We start from the raw sequence: 19,989 nt of genomic DNA on the forward strand, positions 1-19,989 counted from the left end.
AAAAATACGATGAAAACTTATAGTTCTTCCAATTTATTATTGGTTTTGTTTCAGGTTTGCTTTAGCTTGGGCGCGAAATGGGGATAAGCGGCATTCGGAAAGGACAACCCGTTTAATTTTATATCTTTGCATCAATTTTGTCGATACCATGACGCTTGTACAATTAGAATACATTATAGCCGTAGATACCTACCGGAGTTTTGTGGCTGCTGCCGAAAAGTGTTTCGTCACCCAGCCAACGTTGAGCATGCAGATACAGAAGCTGGAAGAGTCTATCGGCGCGCGCATATTCGACCGGAGCAAGCAGCCTATCGTGCCGACGGAGGTCGGGGTCGAAATTATTAGACAAGCCAGGGTGGTGCTCACCGAGAGCCGTAAAATCCGGGAATTGGTGCAATTGAAAAAAGGGGAGCTGGCGGGCGAGCTCCGCATCGGGATAATCCCCACCGTTGCACCTTATCTGTTGCCAAGGGTATTGGGCAGTTTCATGGAGCAGTTTCCCAAGCTGCATGTTCAGGTATGGGAATATACCACGGAGAAGATTATCCGGGAGCTGAAGGTGGGGTTGCTGGACTGCGGGATATTATCGACGCCGGTATACGATTCAGCCCTTATTGAACGCCCGATGTTTTATGAAACGTTCGTGGCTTATGTGTCGCCGAAAAGTGCGTTGCTTAACAAAAAGGAAGTGACGGCAGAGGATGTGCTGGAAGACAAGCTATGGTTGCTTACGGAGGGGCACTGCATGCGTGGACAGGTGCTGAACATCTGCCAGCGGAAGCGCAGCATGGAGCCGCAGGGAACCTTCGACTATAATACGGGCAGCGTGGAAACCCTAAAACGGATGGTCGATAGTAATTCGGGTACGACCATCCTGCCGGAATTGAGCATAACCGACTTTGATGAGGAGCAGTTGGCCCGTGTGCGGTACTTTAAGGCCCCTGAGCCGGTAAGGGAAATCAGTTTGGTAACCACCCACAATTTTCTGAAAAAACAGGCGCTCGATGCATTGGAACGGGTGATTGTGGCGTCTGTTCCCAAACGCTTTAAGTCAAGGAAAAAGAAAGAAGTGGTGGGATTTAATTAAGTAGTTGTCATGCCCAGGCGTATTCCGCAGTTAATCTACCGCCTTAACCAATGGCGGATGCATAAAATCTCCAACCGGAATTTCCTGGTTATCCTTGCCGTGGTGGTGGGTATTGTCGGCGGGTTGGCCGCGGCACTGCTCAAGGGGCTCACCCATTGGATCGCGGCTTCGCTGCAAGACGATGTGCAGTGGCAGTACAAATATTACCTTTACCTGTTTTTCCCGCTCATCGGAATTTTACTCAGCGTATTGTATGTTCGCCGTTTCATCAGGCGGGGTACGTTCGAACATGGGATGACGCCCATTATCTATGCCATTTCCCGCAAATCCAGCAGGATACAGTCGCATAACATTTATTCCCAGATTATCACCAGCGCGCTCACGGTGGGTTTCGGCGGCTCGTCCGGGCTGGAAGCGCCCATCGCTTACAGCGGTTCGGCCATCGGCGCCAACGCCGGACGGTTTTTCGGCCTGAACTACCGGGAAGTGACCATGCTCTTGGCTTGCGGAGCCGCGGCGGGCATTGCCGGGGCATTCAATAGCCCGGTGGCAGGGATGATTTTCGCGATAGAGATACTGCTGCCCGAGTTTTCAATCCCGGCGTTTATTCCGCTATTGATGGCTGCCGCCACGGCGTCGGTAGTCTCGCGACTGATATACAGTGAACCGCTGTTTCACCTGGTTACCGACGACTGGGAGTTCCGTGCCTTATTGTTTTATCTGTTGCTGGCCGCCATCGTGGGGTTGTTTTCGATTTACTTTGCGAAGGCCAGTTCCTGGGTAAAACGTGCTTTTGACCGGATTAATAACCCCTACCAGCGGGTTGGGCTGGGCGGCATGAGCTTGGGTTTGCTTATTTTCCTTTTCCCCGCGCTCTATGGCGAAGGGTATTTAGCCATCCAGCGTATCCTCGACGGGCGGATGGATTCGCTGCTGGCCAACAGCATCTTTGCGGAGTACAGCCATATCGGCTTACTCGTTGTGGTGTATGCCGTGGTCACGGTATTCGCCAAGTCGCTCGCCTCGCTCATTACCATCAGCAGCGGTGGCAACGGGGGGGTGTTCGGCCCGAGCTTGGTGATGGGCGGTTTGCTTGGGTTTGCTTTTGCCTATGGTGTTAACCTCACCGGACTGATCGAACTAAATGTGGCCAACTTCGTGGTGGCGGGTATGGCCGCCGCCCTGGCAGGCATTATGCATGCGCCATTGACGGCTATTTTCTTGATTGCGGAAATTACTGGAGGCTATGCCCTGATGGTGCCGTTGATGCTGGTAACGGCACTTTCCTACCTGATTAACCGTGCAGTGCTGAAATACTCCATCTATACCAAAGGGCTGGCTGAGCAGGGCGATCTGCTGACGCATGAAGACAAGGATCGTACCGTACTGAGCATGATGAAGCTGCGCTATGTGCTGGAACGGAATTTTACCGTGCTCCGGCCCGATGAGAAACCCGTAGACCGCAGGCACGACATCATCCATACGAAGCGTAACATTTTCCCGGTGGTGGACAATGACGGTAAGCTGCTCGGCATCATTTACAGCGAGCGCCTGTTTGAAATCCTGCTGGGGGAGAACCCTGAGAAAGCTGATAGAACCATGCGTGAACTGGCGGAAAAACCGGTGGATATCGTGCAGATGGACACTAATATGGAGTCGGTGATGCAGAAAATGAACAGGGAGGACATTTGGATCCTCCCCGTTGTGGATGCCGGCGGAAACTATATGGGATTCGTTTCTAAGTCGGCCGTTTTTAACAAATATCGCGCGCTGCTGATGCGGCAGGGTGCTTATCTGGAGTAGGCGGAGCCTACAATTCCTTAATCCGGATGTTACGGTAGGCCACTACATCGCCGTGGTCCTGCAGCGCAATCTTGCCTTTCGGGTATTTGGCGAAGCCTTCCCAGTCTTTGAATTTGCTGGCGTTCAGCACCGTTTCCCATTCGGATGTCCCCATGGTTACGTCTGCTGTCTGTATATCGTTGAGCCATAAGGTAATACGTCCGTCCTGTTTGCGGATACGTGCTTTGTTCCATTCGCCCACGGGTTTCGGCTGGGATACCTCTTTACTGCCGATCATGTCATACAGTGAGCCAGCCAGGTGGTTTTCAATTTTGTTATCCGCAGCATCGATGTTGTCCAGTACCTGCATTTCGATGCCGGTGAGGTAAGTGGCGCTGTATTTGGGGTCTTCATGCACGCTGAAGATAATGCCGCTGTTTCCCCCGGACGAAATTTTCCATTCCAGTTCCAGTTCGAAATTTTCGTATTCCCCATCGGTGACAATGTCGCCCCGCTGGTCGCGCGGCACATCGGGATTGAAACGCAGTTCGCCGTCCTGTGCGGTCCAGGCACCGCCTACGGTGTCTTTCAGGTACGTGTGCCAGCCGTTGGTGGTTTCTCCGTCAAACAGCGAAACCCAATCGCCACCGTTTTCCGATACGTCCGCTGCAGCAGTAGTGTCTGAGTCGCTTTCCGATTTCTGTCCGGATCCGCACGCAGCGAAAACAGCAAAGGAGAGTACAATAGCTAATGACTTTTTGAGATTTTCCATGTTAACTGATCTTTGTATGAGTTTAAACTTATTAGTTTGTTTCGCCTCAATACTACAAACTTATTTTCAGAAATGGATGTTTTGTGAACATTTTCTTATTGTCGCCATATCAATTCATACGAATAAACTAAATCGTTAAACCTGACAAACGATAGTTTAACCTTATCGCCGTATCCCACCGCTTATCAACTGAAGAAATCGATACCGTGTGCAATCTATGTTTTGTAAGCAAAAAATCGTATCGGCCAAGGTGTTGTAGCTGGATTATTCAGATAATTCGCGTAATATTGCAATCAAATATTGCGCATGTCCGTTACGTCGTTTTGCAGATCCCTTTTTGCGTTTTTATGTATTTTCGGTATACATGGCGATTTGTTTTCCCAATCCAGAAGTACAGTTAGCGGCCATATCCGTGATGCCCTCACGGGCGAAACCCTGATTGGGGCGAGCATCCGGCTCAAAGACGATCCGAGCACGGGTACGCAGACCAACAGCTACGGTTTCTATTCGCTTACTTTACCCAGAGGGGAGCAGGTACTGGTCTTTTCGCACGTAGGATACCGGGAACAGGAAGTGGCCGTTGCGCTGGAGGAAGACAGGCGGCTGGATGTGGTGCTGGAGAGCGGCCGGTTACTGGAGGAAGTGGTGGTGCAGCATTCGGCGGCTGCCGACCATGTGCGGAACCCGCAGATGGGAGTGGCACGCGTGGCGACGGAGGAGATTAAGCATGTGCCGGTGCTGATGGGCGAGAAGGATATATTGAAAACCATCCAGTTGCTGCCGGGAGTGCAGGCTGGCGGCGAGGGCAGCAGCAATTTCTTTGTGCGCGGTGGCGCGGGCGACCATAACCTTATCTTATTGGATGAAGCGATGGTATACAATGCGTCTCACTTGTTTGGTTTTTTCTCCACGTTCAACTCGGACGCCGTCAAGGAGGCGAATCTTTATAAAGGGGGGATGCCCGCTCAATATGGCGGTCGGCTGGCGTCGGTATTGGATATAACCATGCTGGACGGCAACAATAAACGCGTTGGCGCGGAAGGGGGGATTGGGCTTATAGCGTCGCGTCTTAAAGTGGATGGCCCCCTGGTAAAAGATAGGGGTTCTTTTATGGTGAGCGGAAGGCGGACGTATGCCGACCTGTTCCTCAAGCTTTCAAACGACGACGACATCAACAATAGCCAATTGTACTTTTATGACCTGAACGCCAAGGCTAACTATCAGTTAGACGACCGGAACACCCTCTTCCTTTCGGGGTATTTCGGGCGGGATGTGATGGGCTACTCGAACCTTTTCGGGTTCGATTGGGGCAACGCCACTGCTACGCTGCGATGGAACCATGTGCTGAACAGCCGCATGTTTTCCAATACGACGCTGGTATACAGCAATTTCAACTACCACGTTAACATTGATAGCGATAATGCGAATTTTGCAATAGGATCACATATCCGGAATTATCAGGCAAAGCAGGATTTCCAGTTTTTCCCGTCAAATACAAGTACGTGGCGTTTCGGGGTGGATGTATTGCAGCAGCGTATTTCTCCGGCGCAAATCGATGCGGGGGAAGATGCGCCCGTGAACAGCTTGCAACTGGACGAACGGCAGGGAATGGAGCTGGCGGCCTACCTTTCGCATGAATGGGAACCGCTGGAGCAGCTGAACCTGGTTTACGGACTGCGGGTGAGCAACTTCCTGCTTTTCGGCCCCGGAATCTTCCATCGTTACGATGACGAAGGAGACGTGGTAGACAGCCGGGAATATGGCCGGGGCCAGGTGGTGCAGGGGTATTTCAATCTCGAGCCCCGCTTATCGCTGAGCTACCAGCTTCCGGGAAGCCAGAGCCTCAAGTTTTCATACAACCGGAATGCCCAGTACTTGCACCAGTTGTCCAATTCCACGGCCAGCCTGCCTACCGATGCATGGGTGATGAGCAGTCATAACATCCGGCCCCAATTGGCTGATCAGACGGCCATGGGATATTACCGGAATTTGTGGGATAACCGGTATGAATTTTCGGCCGAGTGGTATTACAAGCACATGCAAAACCAGATTGATTACCGCAATGCGGCCGATTTGCAGGCAAATGAGCATGTGGAGGCGGAATTGCTGTACGGTATCGGGCGGGCATACGGATTGGAGTTGTTATTGAAGAAGCGGGCAGGTAAGCTCAATGGCTGGTTAAGTTACGCACTGTCGCGCAGCGAGCGGCGCTTCGATGGCATCAACGACGGCCGATGGTTTGCGGCGCGGCAGGATCGCACACACGATGTGGCAGCGGTGGGCATGTACCAGCTGTCGCCCCGGTGGAACATTTCGGCAACGTGGGTTTACAGTACGGGTAATGCGGTGACCTTTCCGAGCGGTAAATATACCGTAGACGGCCGCACCCTTTGGTATTACACGGAACGCAATGGCTACCGGATGCCTGATTACCACCGGCTGGATTTCGGGGCGACCTGGGAATCCGATGCGGGCAAACGGTTCAAATCAAGCTGGACATTCGGTGTTTATAATGCGTACAACCGTAAAAACGCTTACATTATCGATTTCAGGGAAAGCCAAAGTAACCCTAACGTAACCGAAGCTTACCGAATCGCATTATTCGGTATTATTCCTTCGGTTACCTGGAATTTTAAGTTTTAAGCTATGCGCGCGTATTGTTTGTTTATCTTACTGCCTGCCTGTTTCTTTTGGTCTTCCTGCGAAGACATCATCAATATCGATTTGGACGATGCGGAACCGAAGCTGGTCATTGCCGGCGAGGTGAGCTTTTTGCGGAACGCGGAGGTGAGCGTCAGCAGAACGGTTCCTTTTTCGTCGGCCCAGCCTTTTGACCCGGTTTCGGGTGCCGAGGTGGAAGTGGAGTACGTTGGCCACCAAACCTATCGCCTGTCGGAAATCCGTCCGGGGGTTTATGCTTCGTCCAGCGAGGTGACACCCCGTGAGGGGCGTACGTTCCGGTTACGTGTCGCGGTGGGGAGCAAGGTGTTTACCGCCACTTCGGTGATGCCCGATCTGGTAAACGCAGACTCCATCGGTACCACGGTAACAACGGTTTTCGGAGAAGAGCGCAAGTCCGTGGCACTGAAGTATCAAGATCCGCCCGGCGTAGCGAATTATTACCGGTATTTGTGGAGCATCAACGGGAGCCCTTTTAAGATGGTGCGGGCAACGGACGATAAGTTCAACGACGGCCGGTACGTGACGGAAAACCTGGGCGATTTCGATACGGAACTGGAAACGGACGACTTCGTGGTTGTACGCATGCAATGCATAGACAAGGCTACTTACGACTTCTGGAACGCCGTGCAGTCCATTAATCCCGGTTCAGCGGCCCCGGCCAACCCGCCATCGGTTTTCGGCGACGAAGCATTGGGCTTTTTCAGCGCGTACACGGAAGTCCAGCTTTCCACGACGGTACAGTAGGGCCGTTATAGCGTTCCGAACCGGTATCCTTGGTTTAACCAGTGCTCGATTGCCCGGGGAAGCGCATAGGTAAGGCGGGGAACGGCTTTGACATTGTCATGGAAGACCACGATGGAGCCGTTGCACGTATGCCGGATAACGTTTTGGAGGCATTTTTCGGGCCGTAGCTTGGTGTCGAAATCGCCGCTCAGCACATCCCACATAACCACATCGAAATCTTGCCGCAATCGGTTAAGCTGCGCACGTGTGGCTCTTCCATAAGGCGGTCTGAAGAGCTTTGTTTGGGTAAGCTGCTGACAATGGGCTACGTTTTCCAGGTACATGCCGGCAGGCGTTTTCCAGCCGTTAAGGTGATTATAGGTATGGTTGCCCACGCGGTGGCCGTTTTCGAGCAGCATATCGAACAAATCAGGATGTTTTTTTATATTTTCGCCCACGCAGAAGAAGGTCGCTTTAACTTGATATGTTTTTAAGGTATTTATGACAAACGGTGTAACATCCGGTATCGGACCGTCGTCAAATGTCAGAAAAATCCGCTTCTCGGCCCGGCTTCGGTGCCAGGTGAGTTTGGGATAAAGCCACCGGAGAATGAAAGGAGATCGGACAGTATACATTTTTACAACATCAACGGGTAAAGATATAAAAACACAAACCGTAATCTACATAGCTAAATGAAAAGAAGTTTTATACGCTTTGCGTACGCTTTGGCTGGGCTTTGTATCGCCTTGCTGGCACCCCTGACTGGCGCGGCCCAGAAGCTGGTTCCGATACGGGTGGCGGTCTACCATGCATTGGACAATAACCTGCAGGTGAAACAAGCCCGGTTCCAGGAGGCATTATCGGAGCAGGATCTGAAACAGGCCCGAAGCCAGTTTTATCCGTCATTGAACGGGCAGTTGGGCGGAAACATGCGGTTCGGCCGGTATTTTGACCAGACGACAGGGCAATTGGTGCCCTCTGTGAATACGGCTAACGGTGCCATTTCGACTGATGTAATGATTTTCCAGGGGTTTCAGCGGGTAAACCAGATACTGGCTAATAAAAATCAGCTGGCAGCTGATCAAAGCAACGTGGAGAAGGTCAAAAACGACTTGGTTTTGTCTGTGGTGACCACGTATCTGGAGGCGTTGACCAACCAGGACCTGTTTACGGCGGCCGAGCAGCAGCTGAAGCTTTCGCAGCGCCAGCTTGAAGTGGCCGAAGCAAACTATGAGGTGGGGAACAACACGCTGGCTGATCTGTCGCAGGCGAAGAGCCAGGTTGCCACCGACGAGCTGAACGTCACCTCAGCACAGAATGCATTTGAGCTATCCATGCTGAACCTGAAGCAATTGATGGAAATGGATCCAGCGGAAGATATCATGCTGGAAAAGCCTGATATCGGCTCAGTCGAGGAAATTCCCGTGGCGTACAGTGCCTCGGATGTGTTCCGGCAGGCGCTGGACGTTCAACCGGATATCCGTGCGGCGGCATTCTCTACGCGGATGGCAGAAAACCAGATAGCCATCGCCAAGGGGGCTTTTTATCCAACGCTGGGATTCGGTGCCGGATACGGAACCAGTGTGTCTTCGGTGGCGTCCCGCCCGATAGGGATAGACAATGAGGGCAACCCGATTTACGAACGTATCCCGTTCCGTGAACAATTGAGCATCAACGAGAGCCCGTACATCGGGCTAAGCCTCAATATCCCGATATTCAACCGGTTCCAGACCAAAGTCAACGTGAATAAGGCGACCATCAATTACCAGAATGCCCTGACCAATGAACAGCTGACAAGGAATAACTTAAACAAAGTGATTAACCAGGCGGTACTCGATCTCCGTTCAGCACAAAAGCGGTATTATTCCACGGAAACGGCCTTTGCGTCCGCAAAAGATGCGTTCGAGGTCATCCGCCAGCGCTATGAGGTGGGACTGGCCAATTCCGTCGAATTATTTACCGCCCAGACCACGATGAACCGGGCTGAATTTGACAGTATTCAGGCGAAATATGATCTGCTGTTCCGCAGCAAGGTAATCGATTTTTACCTGGGCAACGAAATAACATTTGAAAACCAACGATAACGACAAATCATAGACAGGCTATGGCAAAGAAGAAAAATACCCTCAAATATGTAATCATCGGTGCAGTGGTCCTGGTGGTGCTGATCATCATCGCCAACAAGGCGGGCTGGATAGGACAGGGCGACGTGATTAAGGTGGCTACGGACAAGGTGGCGAAACGCACGGTGAACGAGCAAGTATCCGCCAGCGGAAAGATACACCCCGAGGTTGAGGTGAAGCTGAGCTCCGAGGTATCGGGAGAAATTGTGGAGCTCAACGTCAAGGAAGGCGACGCAGTGACCAAAGGGCAGGTTTTGTGCCGCATACGCCCGGACATCCTGCAGTCGGGCTATGAGCGGGCTGTGGCCTCGCTGAATGCCCAGCGCGCCAGCTTGGCCATGGCCGAGCAGACACTGAAGCAGCAGGAGGCGAATTTTGCCAATACGGAAGCCACTTACAGGCGTAACAAGGAACTGTTTGACAAGAAAGTCATATCCGCTGCGGAATTCGACCAGATCAGGGCGGATTATGAAAGTGCCCGGGCAAGCCTCGAAGCCCAGCGGCAGAATGTACTGGCCACGCGGTACGGCATTGACCAGTCGGAAGCCTCGGTGAAAGAGGCCGGCGACAACCTGGCCCGTACCACGATTTACGCGCCGGTAGACGGTGTGGTTTCGTTGCTGCAGGCTGAACTTGGCGAGCGGGTGGTTGGAACCGCCCAGATGGCCGGTACGGAAATCATGCGGATAGCCAACATGAGTGTTATGGAAGTAGTGGTAGAGGTTAATGAAAACGACATCACGCGCGTGGCATTGAACAACGAAGCAACCATTGAGGTGGATGCTTTCCAGGGGCGCCAGTTCAAGGGCATCGTCACCGAAATCGCGAGTTCATCGACCACGGCTGCCGCTGCCGCGACGGCCACCGCCGGCACTGACCAGGTGACGAATTTCAACGTAAAGGTGCGTATATTGCCTGAGTCGTATGAGGATTTGCTGAAAAAAGATCAACCCAACCCTTCGCCTTTCCGGCCGGGGCTGTCAGCCACGGTGGATATCCATACCAAGACAGATACTGGGCTTGCTGTACCTATCCAGGCGGTTACCACGCGCGAAGCACCGGCAAGCGACAGCGTGGCTACCCAAGGGGCAGAAAAGACTGCCCCTGTTGCCGGCGGAAAACCCGCGTTGAAAGAATATGTTTTCGTATATGAGGGAGGAACGGTAAAGCAAGTAGCCGTAACCACGGGTATTCAGGATGATACCTATATCCGCATCCTGTCGGGCGTGAAGGAAGGCGACGAAGTGGTATCCCGGCCGTTCAATGCTATCAGCAAGACATTGAAGGATGGCAGTAAGGTGGAAAAGGTAGACCGGAATAGCCTGCTTTAGTGCACCGCCCGCCTGGCGATGGGGTCTGGACATAACTGTATGATTCCATCGCCATCAAATTGGAGCAGTGCCGTGCAGTCGATCTCCAGCACTTCGGCAATCTGGAATAGGCGCTCCAATGAAAGCTTGTGGACTCCCAGTTCCAGTTTGCTGTAGGCATTCTGGGAGATGCCAATCTTCCGCGCTACATAATCCTGAGTATAGTTCCTGTACTCCCGCACCTTCCGGATATTGTTTGCTACCGTCTTTGCCTTTGCGTTGGGCTTCATAAACATTTCCTTTTTCGGTGTGACACGTTTGCCGATTTTGCCGAATTTAGGAAGCGCGGGGGAAAAGTCCGCTTACCTATTTCGTTTATTTCATTCATGTATTCCGTGCTCGGTCATGTATTCCGTTCGGTTGTATTGTATTCCTGATAGTTGTTTGATTTAATTGTGCCTTCATATGATTTGAAAAGCAAATTTGCGTTATTTGCTTTAGTGATATCACACTTGTATTTGAATTCAAAAAGGGGTTGCTGAAAACCTGAAAGAGTAGGCACTAACGTATTAATAATTTAACTATGAAGTTACAGGAATTAAACGAGCAAGAATTGCGTGAAACGAACGGTGGTCTGTTGAATCTGAACATCACTACCGGAGACAAAACCGTTGATGTTGACGGACAACTTAACTTGGGAGCGGTAGACAACCTGCTTGGCGGTCTGTTGGGCGGCCTTAACCTGGGCGGACTAAATGGTTTAGTGGGCCGGCTTCTCGGCACGGTAAGCGGTTTGCTTGGCGGTTTGCTTGGACGGCTTTAAGCCATACCAACGAGGCAGTCGCTCTTTTAACGCGGTTGCTGAATCGGCATTGGGGGGGATTTCAAGCAAATCCCCCCTCTTTTCTTCCACAGGACGTGTCCAGCAGTCAGGTTAGCCATGAACGATAAACTATTCCCGGCAGAAATCGTTGAATATACGTCGGAATACCATTTTTACAAATACAACCCGAAGACATTGGTTATTTACCGTATCCTCATCCTTGTGGTGCTGGCTGCGATGTTGTCGTTGTTTTTTGTCAAGGTGGATGTGAGCGTGAAGGCCTTCGGCGTCGTCCGTGCGGTGACCGAAAACCATGCCGTGAAGTCTATTGTATCCGGGCGGATAGAAGAAGTGTCGGTGAAAGAGAACCAGCAAGTGGTAGCGGGACAGGTATTGGCACGGATAAAGACAGACATTCTTGATCAGGAGAAACATTTGCTGACATCCCAGCAAGCGGAATTCCTGAACCAGCTGGCGGATTTGCAGAAACTGACCAACCTAATCAGAAGCAGGGCGTTTTCAGCGCGGCCGGCCCTGAGTTCTTCGGTGTATAGCCAGCAGTATACCCTTTTTTGGCAGAAGGCCCATAAGCTGCAGAACCAGCTTGAATTAGCTCAGAAGAATTTTGAGCGTTATGAGAAGCTTTACAATAACCGCGTCATTTCTGCGGCAGAATACGAAGAAGCGCAGTATGCTTACCAGCAAGCGAAGGTGGAACTTGAATTGATTTACGATGAACAGGGGGCGGTATGGCAGCAGGAACTGAATACGCTGCGGCTGAAAACGGGGGAACTTAGTTCCAAAATCAGCCAGGTAGGCAAGGAGCAGGAGTTTTATGTGCTTGAGGCTCCGGCGGATGGTACGCTCCAGGCACTTAAAGGACTAGAGCGGGGAAGTGCGATCAGTGCCAACGAGGTACTCGCCGAGATTTCACCCGATTCGGGTATCGTCGTAGAAACCTATGTAGCACCCAAAGATATTGGCTACTTGGCCGTAGGCACTCCGGTTAACCTTCAGATAGATGCCTATAATTATAACCAATGGGGAATGGCCAGCGGAAAAGTACAGGCTATCTCCGCCGACATTTTTACCGAGGGTGGGCAGCCGTTCTTCAAGGTGCGGTGTGAACTGGAGGATGACACGTTGTACCTTAAAAATGGATATGAGGGCAAAATACGGAAAGGGATGACGCTCCAGGCCCGTTTTTTCGTGACGGAGCGGACACTATTCCAGTTGCTGTATGACAAGGCCGACGACTGGCTGAACCCGAATGTCCTTCCGCAACAGCAGGCTGGCATATAGCGGGTTTTATTAAATGAAAGGAACAATGATGAGACGCAGCTTGGTTTTTGGGCGATGGCGCCGTGCGCAGGTAAGGCAGCATGACCTTACGGATTGCGCGGCTGCCTGTTTGGCATCGGTGTTGGCGTGGTATAAAAAGGAGATTCCTATCGCACGCATCCGCCAACTGGCAGCTACTGACCAGAAAGGTACCACGGCTTGGGGAATTATCCGGGCGGCCCAGCAACTGGGACTGACGGCAAAAGGGGTACGGGGGGCAGTCGCCGATCTGAAGGGCATTCCATGTCCGGCCATTGCCCATGTGGTGGTCAAGGATATGCTCCATCATTATGTGGTCGTGTATGCCGTGACCGAAAGCCATGTGCGCGTGATGGATCCTGCCGTAGGAAAGCTGGAATGGGTTCCTTTAGCTGACTTCGAAACGTCCTGGTCGGGTGTACTCATCATCTTAGCGCCCGACGAGGGGTTTAAAGCCAGCAATGAAAAGGTAAGCGTAATCAGCCGGTTCAATTATTTGCTTAAGCCGCACCGCGCTATCCTGTTCCAGGTCATATTGGGCGCTATCCTATATACGATATTGGGGTTGTCTACAGCCATTTTTTTGCAGAAGATTATTGATTACGTCATACCGGATGGCAACCGGAACCTGCTGAACCTGTTGGGTGTAGCCATGGTGGCCATTTTGATTATCAAAGTAGTACTGAATCATGCGCAACTGCTCATTACCGTCAAAACGGGACAGCAGATTGATGCCCGGCTGATGTTGGGATATTACAGGCACCTGATGAAACTGCCCCAGCAGTTCTTTGATACCATGCGCGTTGGGGAAATCATTTCAAGGATGAATGACGCGGTGAAAATCCGGTCGTTCGTCAATGAGGTGCTCGTAGGTTTCACCGTAAATGTATTCATCGTAGCATTTTCGTTCGGGTTGATGTTTACCTACTACTGGAAGCTGGCCCTGGTGATTTTCTTGGTCATTCCGGTGTACAGCCTCATCTATTACATTTCCAACCGGCTTAACCGCAAGACGCAGCGCAAGCTGATGGAAGACGGGGCCGATCTCGAAGCGCAGTTGGTGGAGTCTATCCATTCGGTAAGTACCATCAAGCGGTTCGGATTGGAGGATTTCGCCAACCTGAAGACCGAAACCCGCTTTGTCCAGCTACTGAAGAGCGTGTACCGTTCAGCCAACAACAGCCTTTGGATAGCCAATGCAAACCAAATGGCAACGGGCATGGTGACGCTGCTGCTGCTGTGGCTGGGTACTTCATTTGTATTGGACAAGGTGATTACGCCGGGCGAACTCCTGTCGTTCTATGCCATTATCGGATATTTCACCGGGCCGGTAGGGAGCCTTATCGGCATGAACAGGACGATGCAGGATGCGTTGATAGCGGCCGACAGGCTGTTTGAAATCATGGATTTGGAGCGCGAGGAGGACGCCAATACCTACGAACTGACGCCAGCGATGATAGGTGATGTTTCCTTTGCGGATGTGCGGTTTCAGTACGGTTCACGCACACCGGTGTTCGAGAAGCTGAATCTGTCGATTCCCAAAGGCAAGGTTACCGCGGTGGTAGGCGAGAGCGGTTCGGGCAAAACCACATTGATGTCGCTGCTGCAACGGATTTATATGCCTGATTCAGGTAAAATCATGATTGGCGATTACGATATCCGTTACCTGACCAGCGAAAGCCTGCGGCGGCTGATCGGCGTGATACCGCAGGAAATCCACCTGTTTTCAGGCAATGTGATCCAGAACATTGCGATAGGTGACGTGACACCCGATATGAACCGTATCCTGGCGATTTGCAAGGAACTGGGGATCCTCGATTTTGTGGAAAGTCTGCCTGCAGGCTTCAACACCCATCTCGGGGAGAACGGCGCCCAGCTTTCCGGCGGCCAGCGACAGCGGATAGCCATTGCACGGGCCCTTTACCGGCAACCGGAGGTCCTTATTCTCGACGAAGCTACGTCGTCGCTCGACTCCATTTCTGAAAACTATGTCCAGCAAACCATCGCCTCGTTCAATAAACAGGGTAAAACCGTTATTTTAATCGCTCACCGGCTTAGCACCGTCATGCATGCCGATAAGATTATCGTGTTGCATAAGGGAGAATTGGTAGAAGAAGGCAGCCATTCCAGCCTGATGAACGTTAAAGGCTATTATTACAATATGTGGCGCCAGCAATTCCCGCCCGAATACGTGCTGCACGGTATAGGCCTTTAAAGCCGAATCCTAAAAATTAGTTGGACTGATTATAAATAATGTGTATCTTCGGCCCGGTAATGGTTCATTTTAACAATGGTTTGCCCTTTAGCGAATTTCGAAGAAGTATATAAGACCGCGCATGGAGCTGTATATCAATGCAGCAGGCAGAATTGCTATTGGCTGGAATTTGCGGGAAGCACAACGGCCTTCCGCGTGAGCGATTTTTTTCGGTTCAAGAAGAAGATTGATACCATTGATATTTCAGCGATGATCATTGATCCTTCACGGACCGCTGATTTTACGATTGTGATGCCGTTCAGCACCCCGCGTTGTTTCGTGCTGGATGTGCAAGACGTGCTGAATCTGCGTGAACTGCTGGACGGCGCCAAATTTATGATAACGCTGAACAGCGTCATCCAGTCATGCCTGAAGACCACCCCCAGCCGGGTAGCCTGACCGACCACCAACCCCCGATCACCAACCACCAACCACCAACCACCAACCACCAATAATTTAGACTGAATTTGTATTGCTTTTATTTTGAGTAGTTTGACCTGAAGTTTCCGTATTTTTGTATCAACGGAAGGGAAGTGTTTTGTCTTCCCGCGTAGGAACAAAATCATATAGCGTTATGAAAGATTTATTGAGATTGAAGACTTCGTTGAACGAAGAGATAGAAAACATACTGAATGCACAGATTAAGGTAGAAGCCCATTCTTCATCGATTTACCTGGCGATGTCGTCCTGGTGCGATGACCAGGGACTTAAATTCAGTGCTGATTTCTTTGCTAAGCAATCCGAAGAGGAGCGCAAGCACATGATGAAGTTGTTCAATTACGTAAACGACCGCGGCGGCCGCGCCATTTCGCCCGAAATCGTGAACATTCCGGCGGACTTCGAATCGTTCCGGAGCGTTTTTGAACAGATGCTGGAGCAGGAAATGTACGTAACTCAGCAATTCAATACCATTGCCGACAAATGTATCAAGCTGAAGGATTTCGTCACGTTCCAGTTTATCCAATGGTTCCTTGAAGAGCAGATAGAAGAAGAATATGTGGCGCGCCGTATCCTCGAAATGTTCGACGTGATCGGAGAAGAGGGAACCGGCCGCTGGGAAATCGATAAGCATGTGCTTAAAGTGAGCTACGAAGGGTAGCCGGCATTACGAACGACATGGACCATCGGGTTGTCTTTTGAAAGGGACAACCCGATTTTTTTTGCACACATACGGATTATGTATTATCTTTCGTTTTTCATTAAATGGGAACTTGCTTTTTTTTAAGGCGAGGGTTGTTTGATAGTTATGAGCCTGCATGGGCGGGGGAGCGGATTTTGAATATTTAGTCAAGTTGCGTAAGATAGCTATACATAGGCTCCTTGTTGTCATGTTTCTTTTTGTTTCGTTGCAAGCAATGGCGCAGCACCAACGGAAAGAGATAACGGGTATGGTGATTGATACGGCGGGGACACCGTTGGCGGGAGTCAATGTACGCCTTACTACCATATTGGATACGGTGCTCACCGTTACCAACCAGCATGGCGCCTTCCGGTTTGCCGATATCATCGCGCCTGAAGTCCGGTTGATGTTCAGCATGATCGGTTTCAGCATACAGGATCGGACCTACCAGTTGGATGCTCCGGGACCGTCCATGCAGCTGCTACCTGTTGTATTGCGGCCCCAGCAGAATTTGCTGAAGGAGGTGGTCGTTAACCGCGTAAAACCCATCGTCATCAAGCCGGATACGGTACAGTATAATCTGGATGCCTTTAATATCCGGAAAAACGCTTTGTTGGAGGAAACACTGAAGCAACTTCCCAATTTTCAGGTGCTGCGCGACGGCACGGTGATAGCACACGGACGACAGATCAGCCGGGTACAGGTGGATAGCAAGAACTTCTTCGGCGGTGACGTGCTCACCGCTACGCGTAACCTGCCGGCCGAATTTATCCAATCATTGCAAGTGATTGATTACTATGGCGACATGGCCCACAATACCGGGGTAAAGGAAGGCGAGCCCGAAAAGATACTGAATATCGTACTGAAGGAAGATAAGAAGCGTATATTGTTCGGCCAGGTGACGGGTGGCCAAGGTACGGAGGATCGTTACATCGGCAGCTTGGGGATCAATAATTTCAATGACGGGCAGGAATTTTCCCTGCTGGGTTCGTTCAATAATACAAACACCAGCCTGTTCAGCTTTGGCTCCCCGAGCGGTGGAGGGGGGCGTGAGCGCGGAAATGTAGACCTTACCGGCATGATGGATCCGGTGGATGGTCTGAATACCACCAATTCGGCGAGTGTCAGTTTTTCCGATGAATTTTCCGGAAAGGTGGAAGTCTACGGGAAATATAACTTTAGCAACCGGAAGAATTATACCGCGGGAAACTCTTTGCTTCAAAGTGTTTTTGATTCCTATACCATAGTCAATCAAGAGGAGAAGGAGATATTGACCGACAACGTTAATCATCTCCTGGCATGGGATATCGAAAGCCGGTTGGACGATCGCAATTATCTAAAAGTGAGTCCCTCGGTATCATACAGTACTTCCAGTACTGACCACCGCAGTAACGATACCATCAAAACGCACCGGGTGGTCAGCGAACGGGTGTATGACGCGGAAGACGAAACATCGTCGCCCAACTTCGATTTGGACGTGCTGTATTCGCGGATGTTCAGCAAACCGGGGCGGAAATTCGTGCTCAGTATGCAGGGTAAATATTTCAGACGGAATAAGCTGGAAAACATCAACGACTATTTCGAGAGCGAAAACATCCACACCGGGCAGCCCGTTCAGGACGGAACGTATCAGCTGGCCCAACAGGTGAAAAGCAATAACCGGAACAGGGAAGGACGCATGCGCGCGTCTTTCGTGGAACCTATCGATGAGAACAGCTTACTGGAAATCAATTACGAATATAACTATACCGCGATAGACAGCCGCCGCAGTGTCTGGGACATGGCTGAGGAGACGTTTGTCGATTCGCTTAGCGTAGATTATTCGTATTTTTTTGAAAGCAACCGGGTAGGGCTGACTTACCAGATGGAAAAGAGCCAGCGCGTCAAGTACATGCTGGGATTTGCCGTACAGCCCTTGTATCTCAAAGGTCACACGCTTGACACCGATACCCATACCCGGTATCATAATGTCAACCTGGTTCCCAGTGCTGGAATGCGCTTCCGAATCAACGATGAAAGCGAACTGTCTGTAGAATATCTCGGAACCAACAATCAGCCGAATTTCTCCCAGATACAGCCAATACGTGACCTCACCAATTCACAGAACATTATTATCGGCAATGCGGAGCTGAAGGCGGAGTTTATCAACCGCTTTACCGCCCGCTTCCGCCGGACCAAACTGGGTATGGGCCGTTTTTTCGAGGCGCAGCTTGCTGTCAACCAAGTGCAGAACAAAATCGTAACCAACCGTTCGGGCCGTCCCAACAGTACTGTGCAGGAAACGAGTTTCCGGAATGCATCGGGCTATTTCGACATGAGGGGATACTATATGTTCAGCACCCCGATGGCCGGCGACAACTTCCAGCTTAACCTGAACGGTACCATGGATTACATCAACAATATATCCTATATCAACCATGAGAAGCGTATCGGGCGCAATTTCATTTATTCGCAGGCCATGCAGATGCGGTATTCGCTGGAAGACATCATCGAGACAGAACTGAACAGCAGCTATACGTTCAACCGGGCACGTTATTCGCTGGTGTATAGCCGGGGGAGGGACGATAATGCCCATTCATTTCTGGTGGGGCTGGCCGGGAAAGGGTACCTTTCAGATAACTGGGCATTCGGTTTCGACCTGTCGCACCGGTTGAACAGCGGATACAGCAGTTTTGTCAACGCCAATCCGACGTTGCTCAATGCCTATATTGAATACACGTTCCTGCCCAATAATATAGCGTTGCTGCGCTTGCAGGGATTCGACCTGTTCAACGAGAACACGGGGGTGATGCGAGAGGTAATGGGCACGGATATCCTCGACGTGCGGAATAACAGGCTGGCCCGGTACTTCATGTTGTCGCTGAATATCCGTTTACAGAAATATCCATCGAAGAAATCATGATGAACGCAGCGGTTATTACGGCTTACGGTGCTCCCGAGCATCTGCTGGTGCAGCAGCGTCCGGTTCCGGTTCCGGCGGCCCACGAAGTACTTATCCAGGTGCGGGCAGCGGGGATAAACCGTCCGGACATCTTCCAGCGGAAAGGCAAGTATCCCGCACCGCCGGGCGTGGTGCAAGACATACCCGGACTGGAAGTGGCAGGGGTGGTGGAAGCCTGCGGGCCTGAAGTACGGCGCTGGAAGCCGGGCGACAAGGTATGTGCCCTGGTGGCGGGCGGCGGTTATGCTGAGTACGTGGCGGCGGATGCATCGGTGTGCCTGCCTATACCGGAGCCGCTCGATTTCGCAGCGGCGGCCTGCCTGCCGGAAACGGTGTTTACCGTGTGGCATAATGTATTTCAGCGGGGGCTGCTGCAACCGGGTGAAGCCCTGCTGGTACAAGGCGGCAGCGGCGGTATCGGCACTACGGCCATCCAACTGGCTGCAGCTTTCGGCGCCACGGTATACGCCACGGCCGGGTCGGACGAGAAGTGCGAACGCTGCGAGCAGTTGGGCGCGGCGGTCTGCGTGAATTACAAAACGCAGGATTTTGCCGAAGTGCTGGCGGGCAGCAGGATTGACGTTATCCTGGACAGCATCGGTGCGCCTTATATGGAAAGGCATATCGCATTGCTGGCTGCGGAGGGACGGTTGGTATTCATCAATGCGGTTGGTGGCCGGCAGGTGCCGGTGGACGTGATGGCGCTGATGCAGCGCCGGCTCACCCTGACGGGCAGCACGCTGCGTGGACGGGATATGGCTTTCAAAGGTGCGCTGCGGGAGACCGTGGAGCGTGAAGTATGGCCGTTGGTCGCCTCCGGGGTGTTCAAACCCGTCATCCATCGGGCATTCCCGCTGGCCGAGGCACACAGGGCCCATGAGCTGATGGAGTCCGGTGATTTCATGGGGAAGCTGGTGTTGGTTTAATTTAAGCTGATGGAATCCAGCAATTTCAAGGAAGAGGCTGTCTAAAAAGCCTCAATTAAGAAAAGGAATCCCCGATACAGATAAAGTTTCGGGGATTTTTTTGTTTGTCCTAAAAAAAGCTTATTT

General features: G+C 51.5%; 16 protein-coding genes. 13 read left to right on the forward strand and 3 right to left on the reverse strand.

Features of this window, described 5'->3' with window-relative positions; genetic code table 11:
• Window positions 1-148 precede the first annotated feature (148 nt).
• Both BM030_RS16360 and BM030_RS16365 read left to right on the forward strand, forming a co-directional pair.
• Window positions 149-1,087, forward strand: a complete 939-nt coding sequence (locus BM030_RS16360; protein WP_090974681.1) for a hydrogen peroxide-inducible genes activator — start codon at window positions 149-151, stop codon at window positions 1,085-1,087.
• A 9-nt stretch (window positions 1,088-1,096) separates the two neighbouring features.
• Complete coding sequence (locus tag BM030_RS16365) at window positions 1,097-2,890, forward strand: chloride channel protein (protein ID WP_090974682.1); 1,794 nt, start codon at window positions 1,097-1,099, stop codon at window positions 2,888-2,890.
• Window positions 2,891-2,897: 7 nt separating this feature from the next.
• On the opposite strand, the gene BM030_RS16370 is transcribed toward BM030_RS16365, so the two are convergent.
• Window positions 2,898-3,641 carry a 3-keto-disaccharide hydrolase gene (locus BM030_RS16370; RefSeq protein ID WP_090974683.1) on the reverse strand — a complete coding sequence of 248 codons (744 nt, stop codon included), beginning with the start codon at window positions 3,639-3,641 and terminating at the stop codon, window positions 2,898-2,900.
• A gap of 372 nt (window positions 3,642-4,013) precedes the next feature.
• Between BM030_RS16370 and BM030_RS16375 the strand changes: the two genes are divergently transcribed.
• On the forward strand, window positions 4,014-6,284 hold the full coding sequence (locus tag BM030_RS16375) for a TonB-dependent receptor (protein WP_244519011.1): 2,271 nt from the start codon (window positions 4,014-4,016) through the stop codon (window positions 6,282-6,284).
• Between the two features lie 3 nt (window positions 6,285-6,287).
• The gene (locus BM030_RS16380; protein ID WP_090974685.1) at window positions 6,288-7,067 is read left to right on the forward strand and encodes a DUF4249 domain-containing protein; all 780 of its coding nucleotides are present in this window, start codon (window positions 6,288-6,290) and stop codon (window positions 7,065-7,067) included.
• 5 nt (window positions 7,068-7,072) lie between these two features.
• Here the strand turns inward: BM030_RS16380 and BM030_RS16385 are convergent, their stop codons facing one another.
• Window positions 7,073-7,681, reverse strand: a complete 609-nt coding sequence (locus BM030_RS16385; RefSeq protein WP_090974686.1) for a polysaccharide deacetylase family protein — start codon at window positions 7,679-7,681, stop codon at window positions 7,073-7,075.
• Window positions 7,682-7,738: 57 nt separating this feature from the next.
• Between BM030_RS16385 and BM030_RS16390 the strand changes: the two genes are divergently transcribed.
• Both BM030_RS16390 and BM030_RS16395 read left to right on the forward strand, forming a co-directional pair.
• Window positions 7,739-9,130, forward strand: a complete 1,392-nt coding sequence (locus BM030_RS16390; RefSeq protein WP_090974687.1) for a TolC family protein — start codon at window positions 7,739-7,741, stop codon at window positions 9,128-9,130.
• Window positions 9,131-9,150: 20 nt separating this feature from the next.
• Window positions 9,151-10,500 (forward strand): efflux RND transporter periplasmic adaptor subunit, encoded by a 1,350-nt coding sequence (locus BM030_RS16395; RefSeq protein WP_090974688.1) that lies wholly within the window; start codon window positions 9,151-9,153, stop codon window positions 10,498-10,500.
• Here the strand turns inward: BM030_RS16395 and BM030_RS16400 are convergent.
• On the reverse strand, window positions 10,497-10,769 hold the full coding sequence (locus tag BM030_RS16400) for a helix-turn-helix domain-containing protein (RefSeq protein WP_244519013.1): 273 nt from the start codon (window positions 10,767-10,769) through the stop codon (window positions 10,497-10,499). The two genes, BM030_RS16395 and BM030_RS16400, sit on opposite strands and share 4 nt — an antisense overlap.
• A 293-nt stretch (window positions 10,770-11,062) precedes the next feature.
• Between BM030_RS16400 and BM030_RS16405 the strand changes: the two genes are divergently transcribed.
• The 7 genes from BM030_RS16405 (at window position 11,063) to BM030_RS16435 (ending at window position 19,863) form a co-directional block, all read left to right on the forward strand.
• Window positions 11,063-11,302, forward strand: coding sequence for a hypothetical protein (locus BM030_RS16405; protein ID WP_090974690.1), 240 nt, complete (start codon window positions 11,063-11,065; stop codon window positions 11,300-11,302).
• Between the two features lie 117 nt (window positions 11,303-11,419).
• Entirely contained in the window at window positions 11,420-12,604 is a 1,185-nt protein-coding gene (locus BM030_RS16410; RefSeq protein ID WP_090974691.1) for an HlyD family secretion protein, read from the forward strand.
• 25 nt (window positions 12,605-12,629) lie between these two features.
• On the forward strand, window positions 12,630-14,837 hold the full coding sequence (locus tag BM030_RS16415; RefSeq protein ID WP_244519015.1) for a peptidase domain-containing ABC transporter: 2,208 nt from the start codon (window positions 12,630-12,632) through the stop codon (window positions 14,835-14,837).
• Window positions 14,838-14,912: 75 nt separating this feature from the next.
• Window positions 14,913-15,275: a hypothetical protein gene (locus BM030_RS16420; protein WP_170845784.1), complete on the forward strand. Its 363-nt coding sequence runs from the start codon at window positions 14,913-14,915 to the stop codon at window positions 15,273-15,275.
• Window positions 15,276-15,450: 175 nt separating this feature from the next.
• The gene (locus BM030_RS16425; protein ID WP_090974694.1) at window positions 15,451-15,975 is read left to right on the forward strand and encodes a ferritin; all 525 of its coding nucleotides are present in this window, start codon (window positions 15,451-15,453) and stop codon (window positions 15,973-15,975) included.
• A 229-nt stretch (window positions 15,976-16,204) separates the two neighbouring features.
• Complete coding sequence (locus tag BM030_RS16430) at window positions 16,205-18,898, forward strand: outer membrane beta-barrel protein (protein WP_170845785.1); 2,694 nt, start codon at window positions 16,205-16,207, stop codon at window positions 18,896-18,898.
• The gene (locus tag BM030_RS16435) at window positions 18,895-19,863 is read left to right on the forward strand and encodes an NAD(P)H-quinone oxidoreductase (RefSeq protein WP_317615121.1); all 969 of its coding nucleotides are present in this window, start codon (window positions 18,895-18,897) and stop codon (window positions 19,861-19,863) included. The genes BM030_RS16430 and BM030_RS16435 overlap by 4 nt, the downstream gene beginning before the upstream one ends.
• The last annotated feature ends 126 nt before the right edge of the window (window positions 19,864-19,989 follow it).

The organism is Parapedobacter composti (assembly GCF_900112315.1).
Classification (GTDB): Bacteria; Bacteroidota; Bacteroidia; order Sphingobacteriales; family Sphingobacteriaceae; genus Parapedobacter; species Parapedobacter composti.

Coding starts and splice junctions, on each gene's coding strand:
- BM030_RS16360 (WP_090974681.1), top strand. CDS start 149: ATGACGCTTGTACAATTAGAATACATTATAGCCGTAGATACCTACCGG.
- BM030_RS16365 (WP_090974682.1), top strand. CDS start 1,097: ATGCCCAGGCGTATTCCGCAGTTAATCTACCGCCTTAACCAATGGCGG.
- BM030_RS16370 (WP_090974683.1), bottom strand. CDS start 3,641: ATGGAAAATCTCAAAAAGTCATTAGCTATTGTACTCTCCTTTGCTGTT.
- BM030_RS16380 (WP_090974685.1), top strand. CDS start 6,288: ATGCGCGCGTATTGTTTGTTTATCTTACTGCCTGCCTGTTTCTTTTGG.
- BM030_RS16385 (WP_090974686.1), bottom strand. CDS start 7,681: ATGTATACTGTCCGATCTCCTTTCATTCTCCGGTGGCTTTATCCCAAA.
- BM030_RS16390 (WP_090974687.1), top strand. CDS start 7,739: ATGAAAAGAAGTTTTATACGCTTTGCGTACGCTTTGGCTGGGCTTTGT.
- BM030_RS16395 (WP_090974688.1), top strand. CDS start 9,151: ATGGCAAAGAAGAAAAATACCCTCAAATATGTAATCATCGGTGCAGTG.
- BM030_RS16400 (WP_244519013.1), bottom strand. CDS start 10,769: ATGAAGCCCAACGCAAAGGCAAAGACGGTAGCAAACAATATCCGGAAG.
- BM030_RS16405 (WP_090974690.1), top strand. CDS start 11,063: ATGAAGTTACAGGAATTAAACGAGCAAGAATTGCGTGAAACGAACGGT.
- BM030_RS16410 (WP_090974691.1), top strand. CDS start 11,420: ATGAACGATAAACTATTCCCGGCAGAAATCGTTGAATATACGTCGGAA.
- BM030_RS16415 (WP_244519015.1), top strand. CDS start 12,630: ATGATGAGACGCAGCTTGGTTTTTGGGCGATGGCGCCGTGCGCAGGTA.
- BM030_RS16420 (WP_170845784.1), top strand. CDS start 14,913: ATGGTTTGCCCTTTAGCGAATTTCGAAGAAGTATATAAGACCGCGCAT.
- BM030_RS16425 (WP_090974694.1), top strand. CDS start 15,451: ATGAAAGATTTATTGAGATTGAAGACTTCGTTGAACGAAGAGATAGAA.
- BM030_RS16430 (WP_170845785.1), top strand. CDS start 16,205: ATGTTTCTTTTTGTTTCGTTGCAAGCAATGGCGCAGCACCAACGGAAA.
- BM030_RS16435 (WP_317615121.1), top strand. CDS start 18,895: ATGATGAACGCAGCGGTTATTACGGCTTACGGTGCTCCCGAGCATCTG.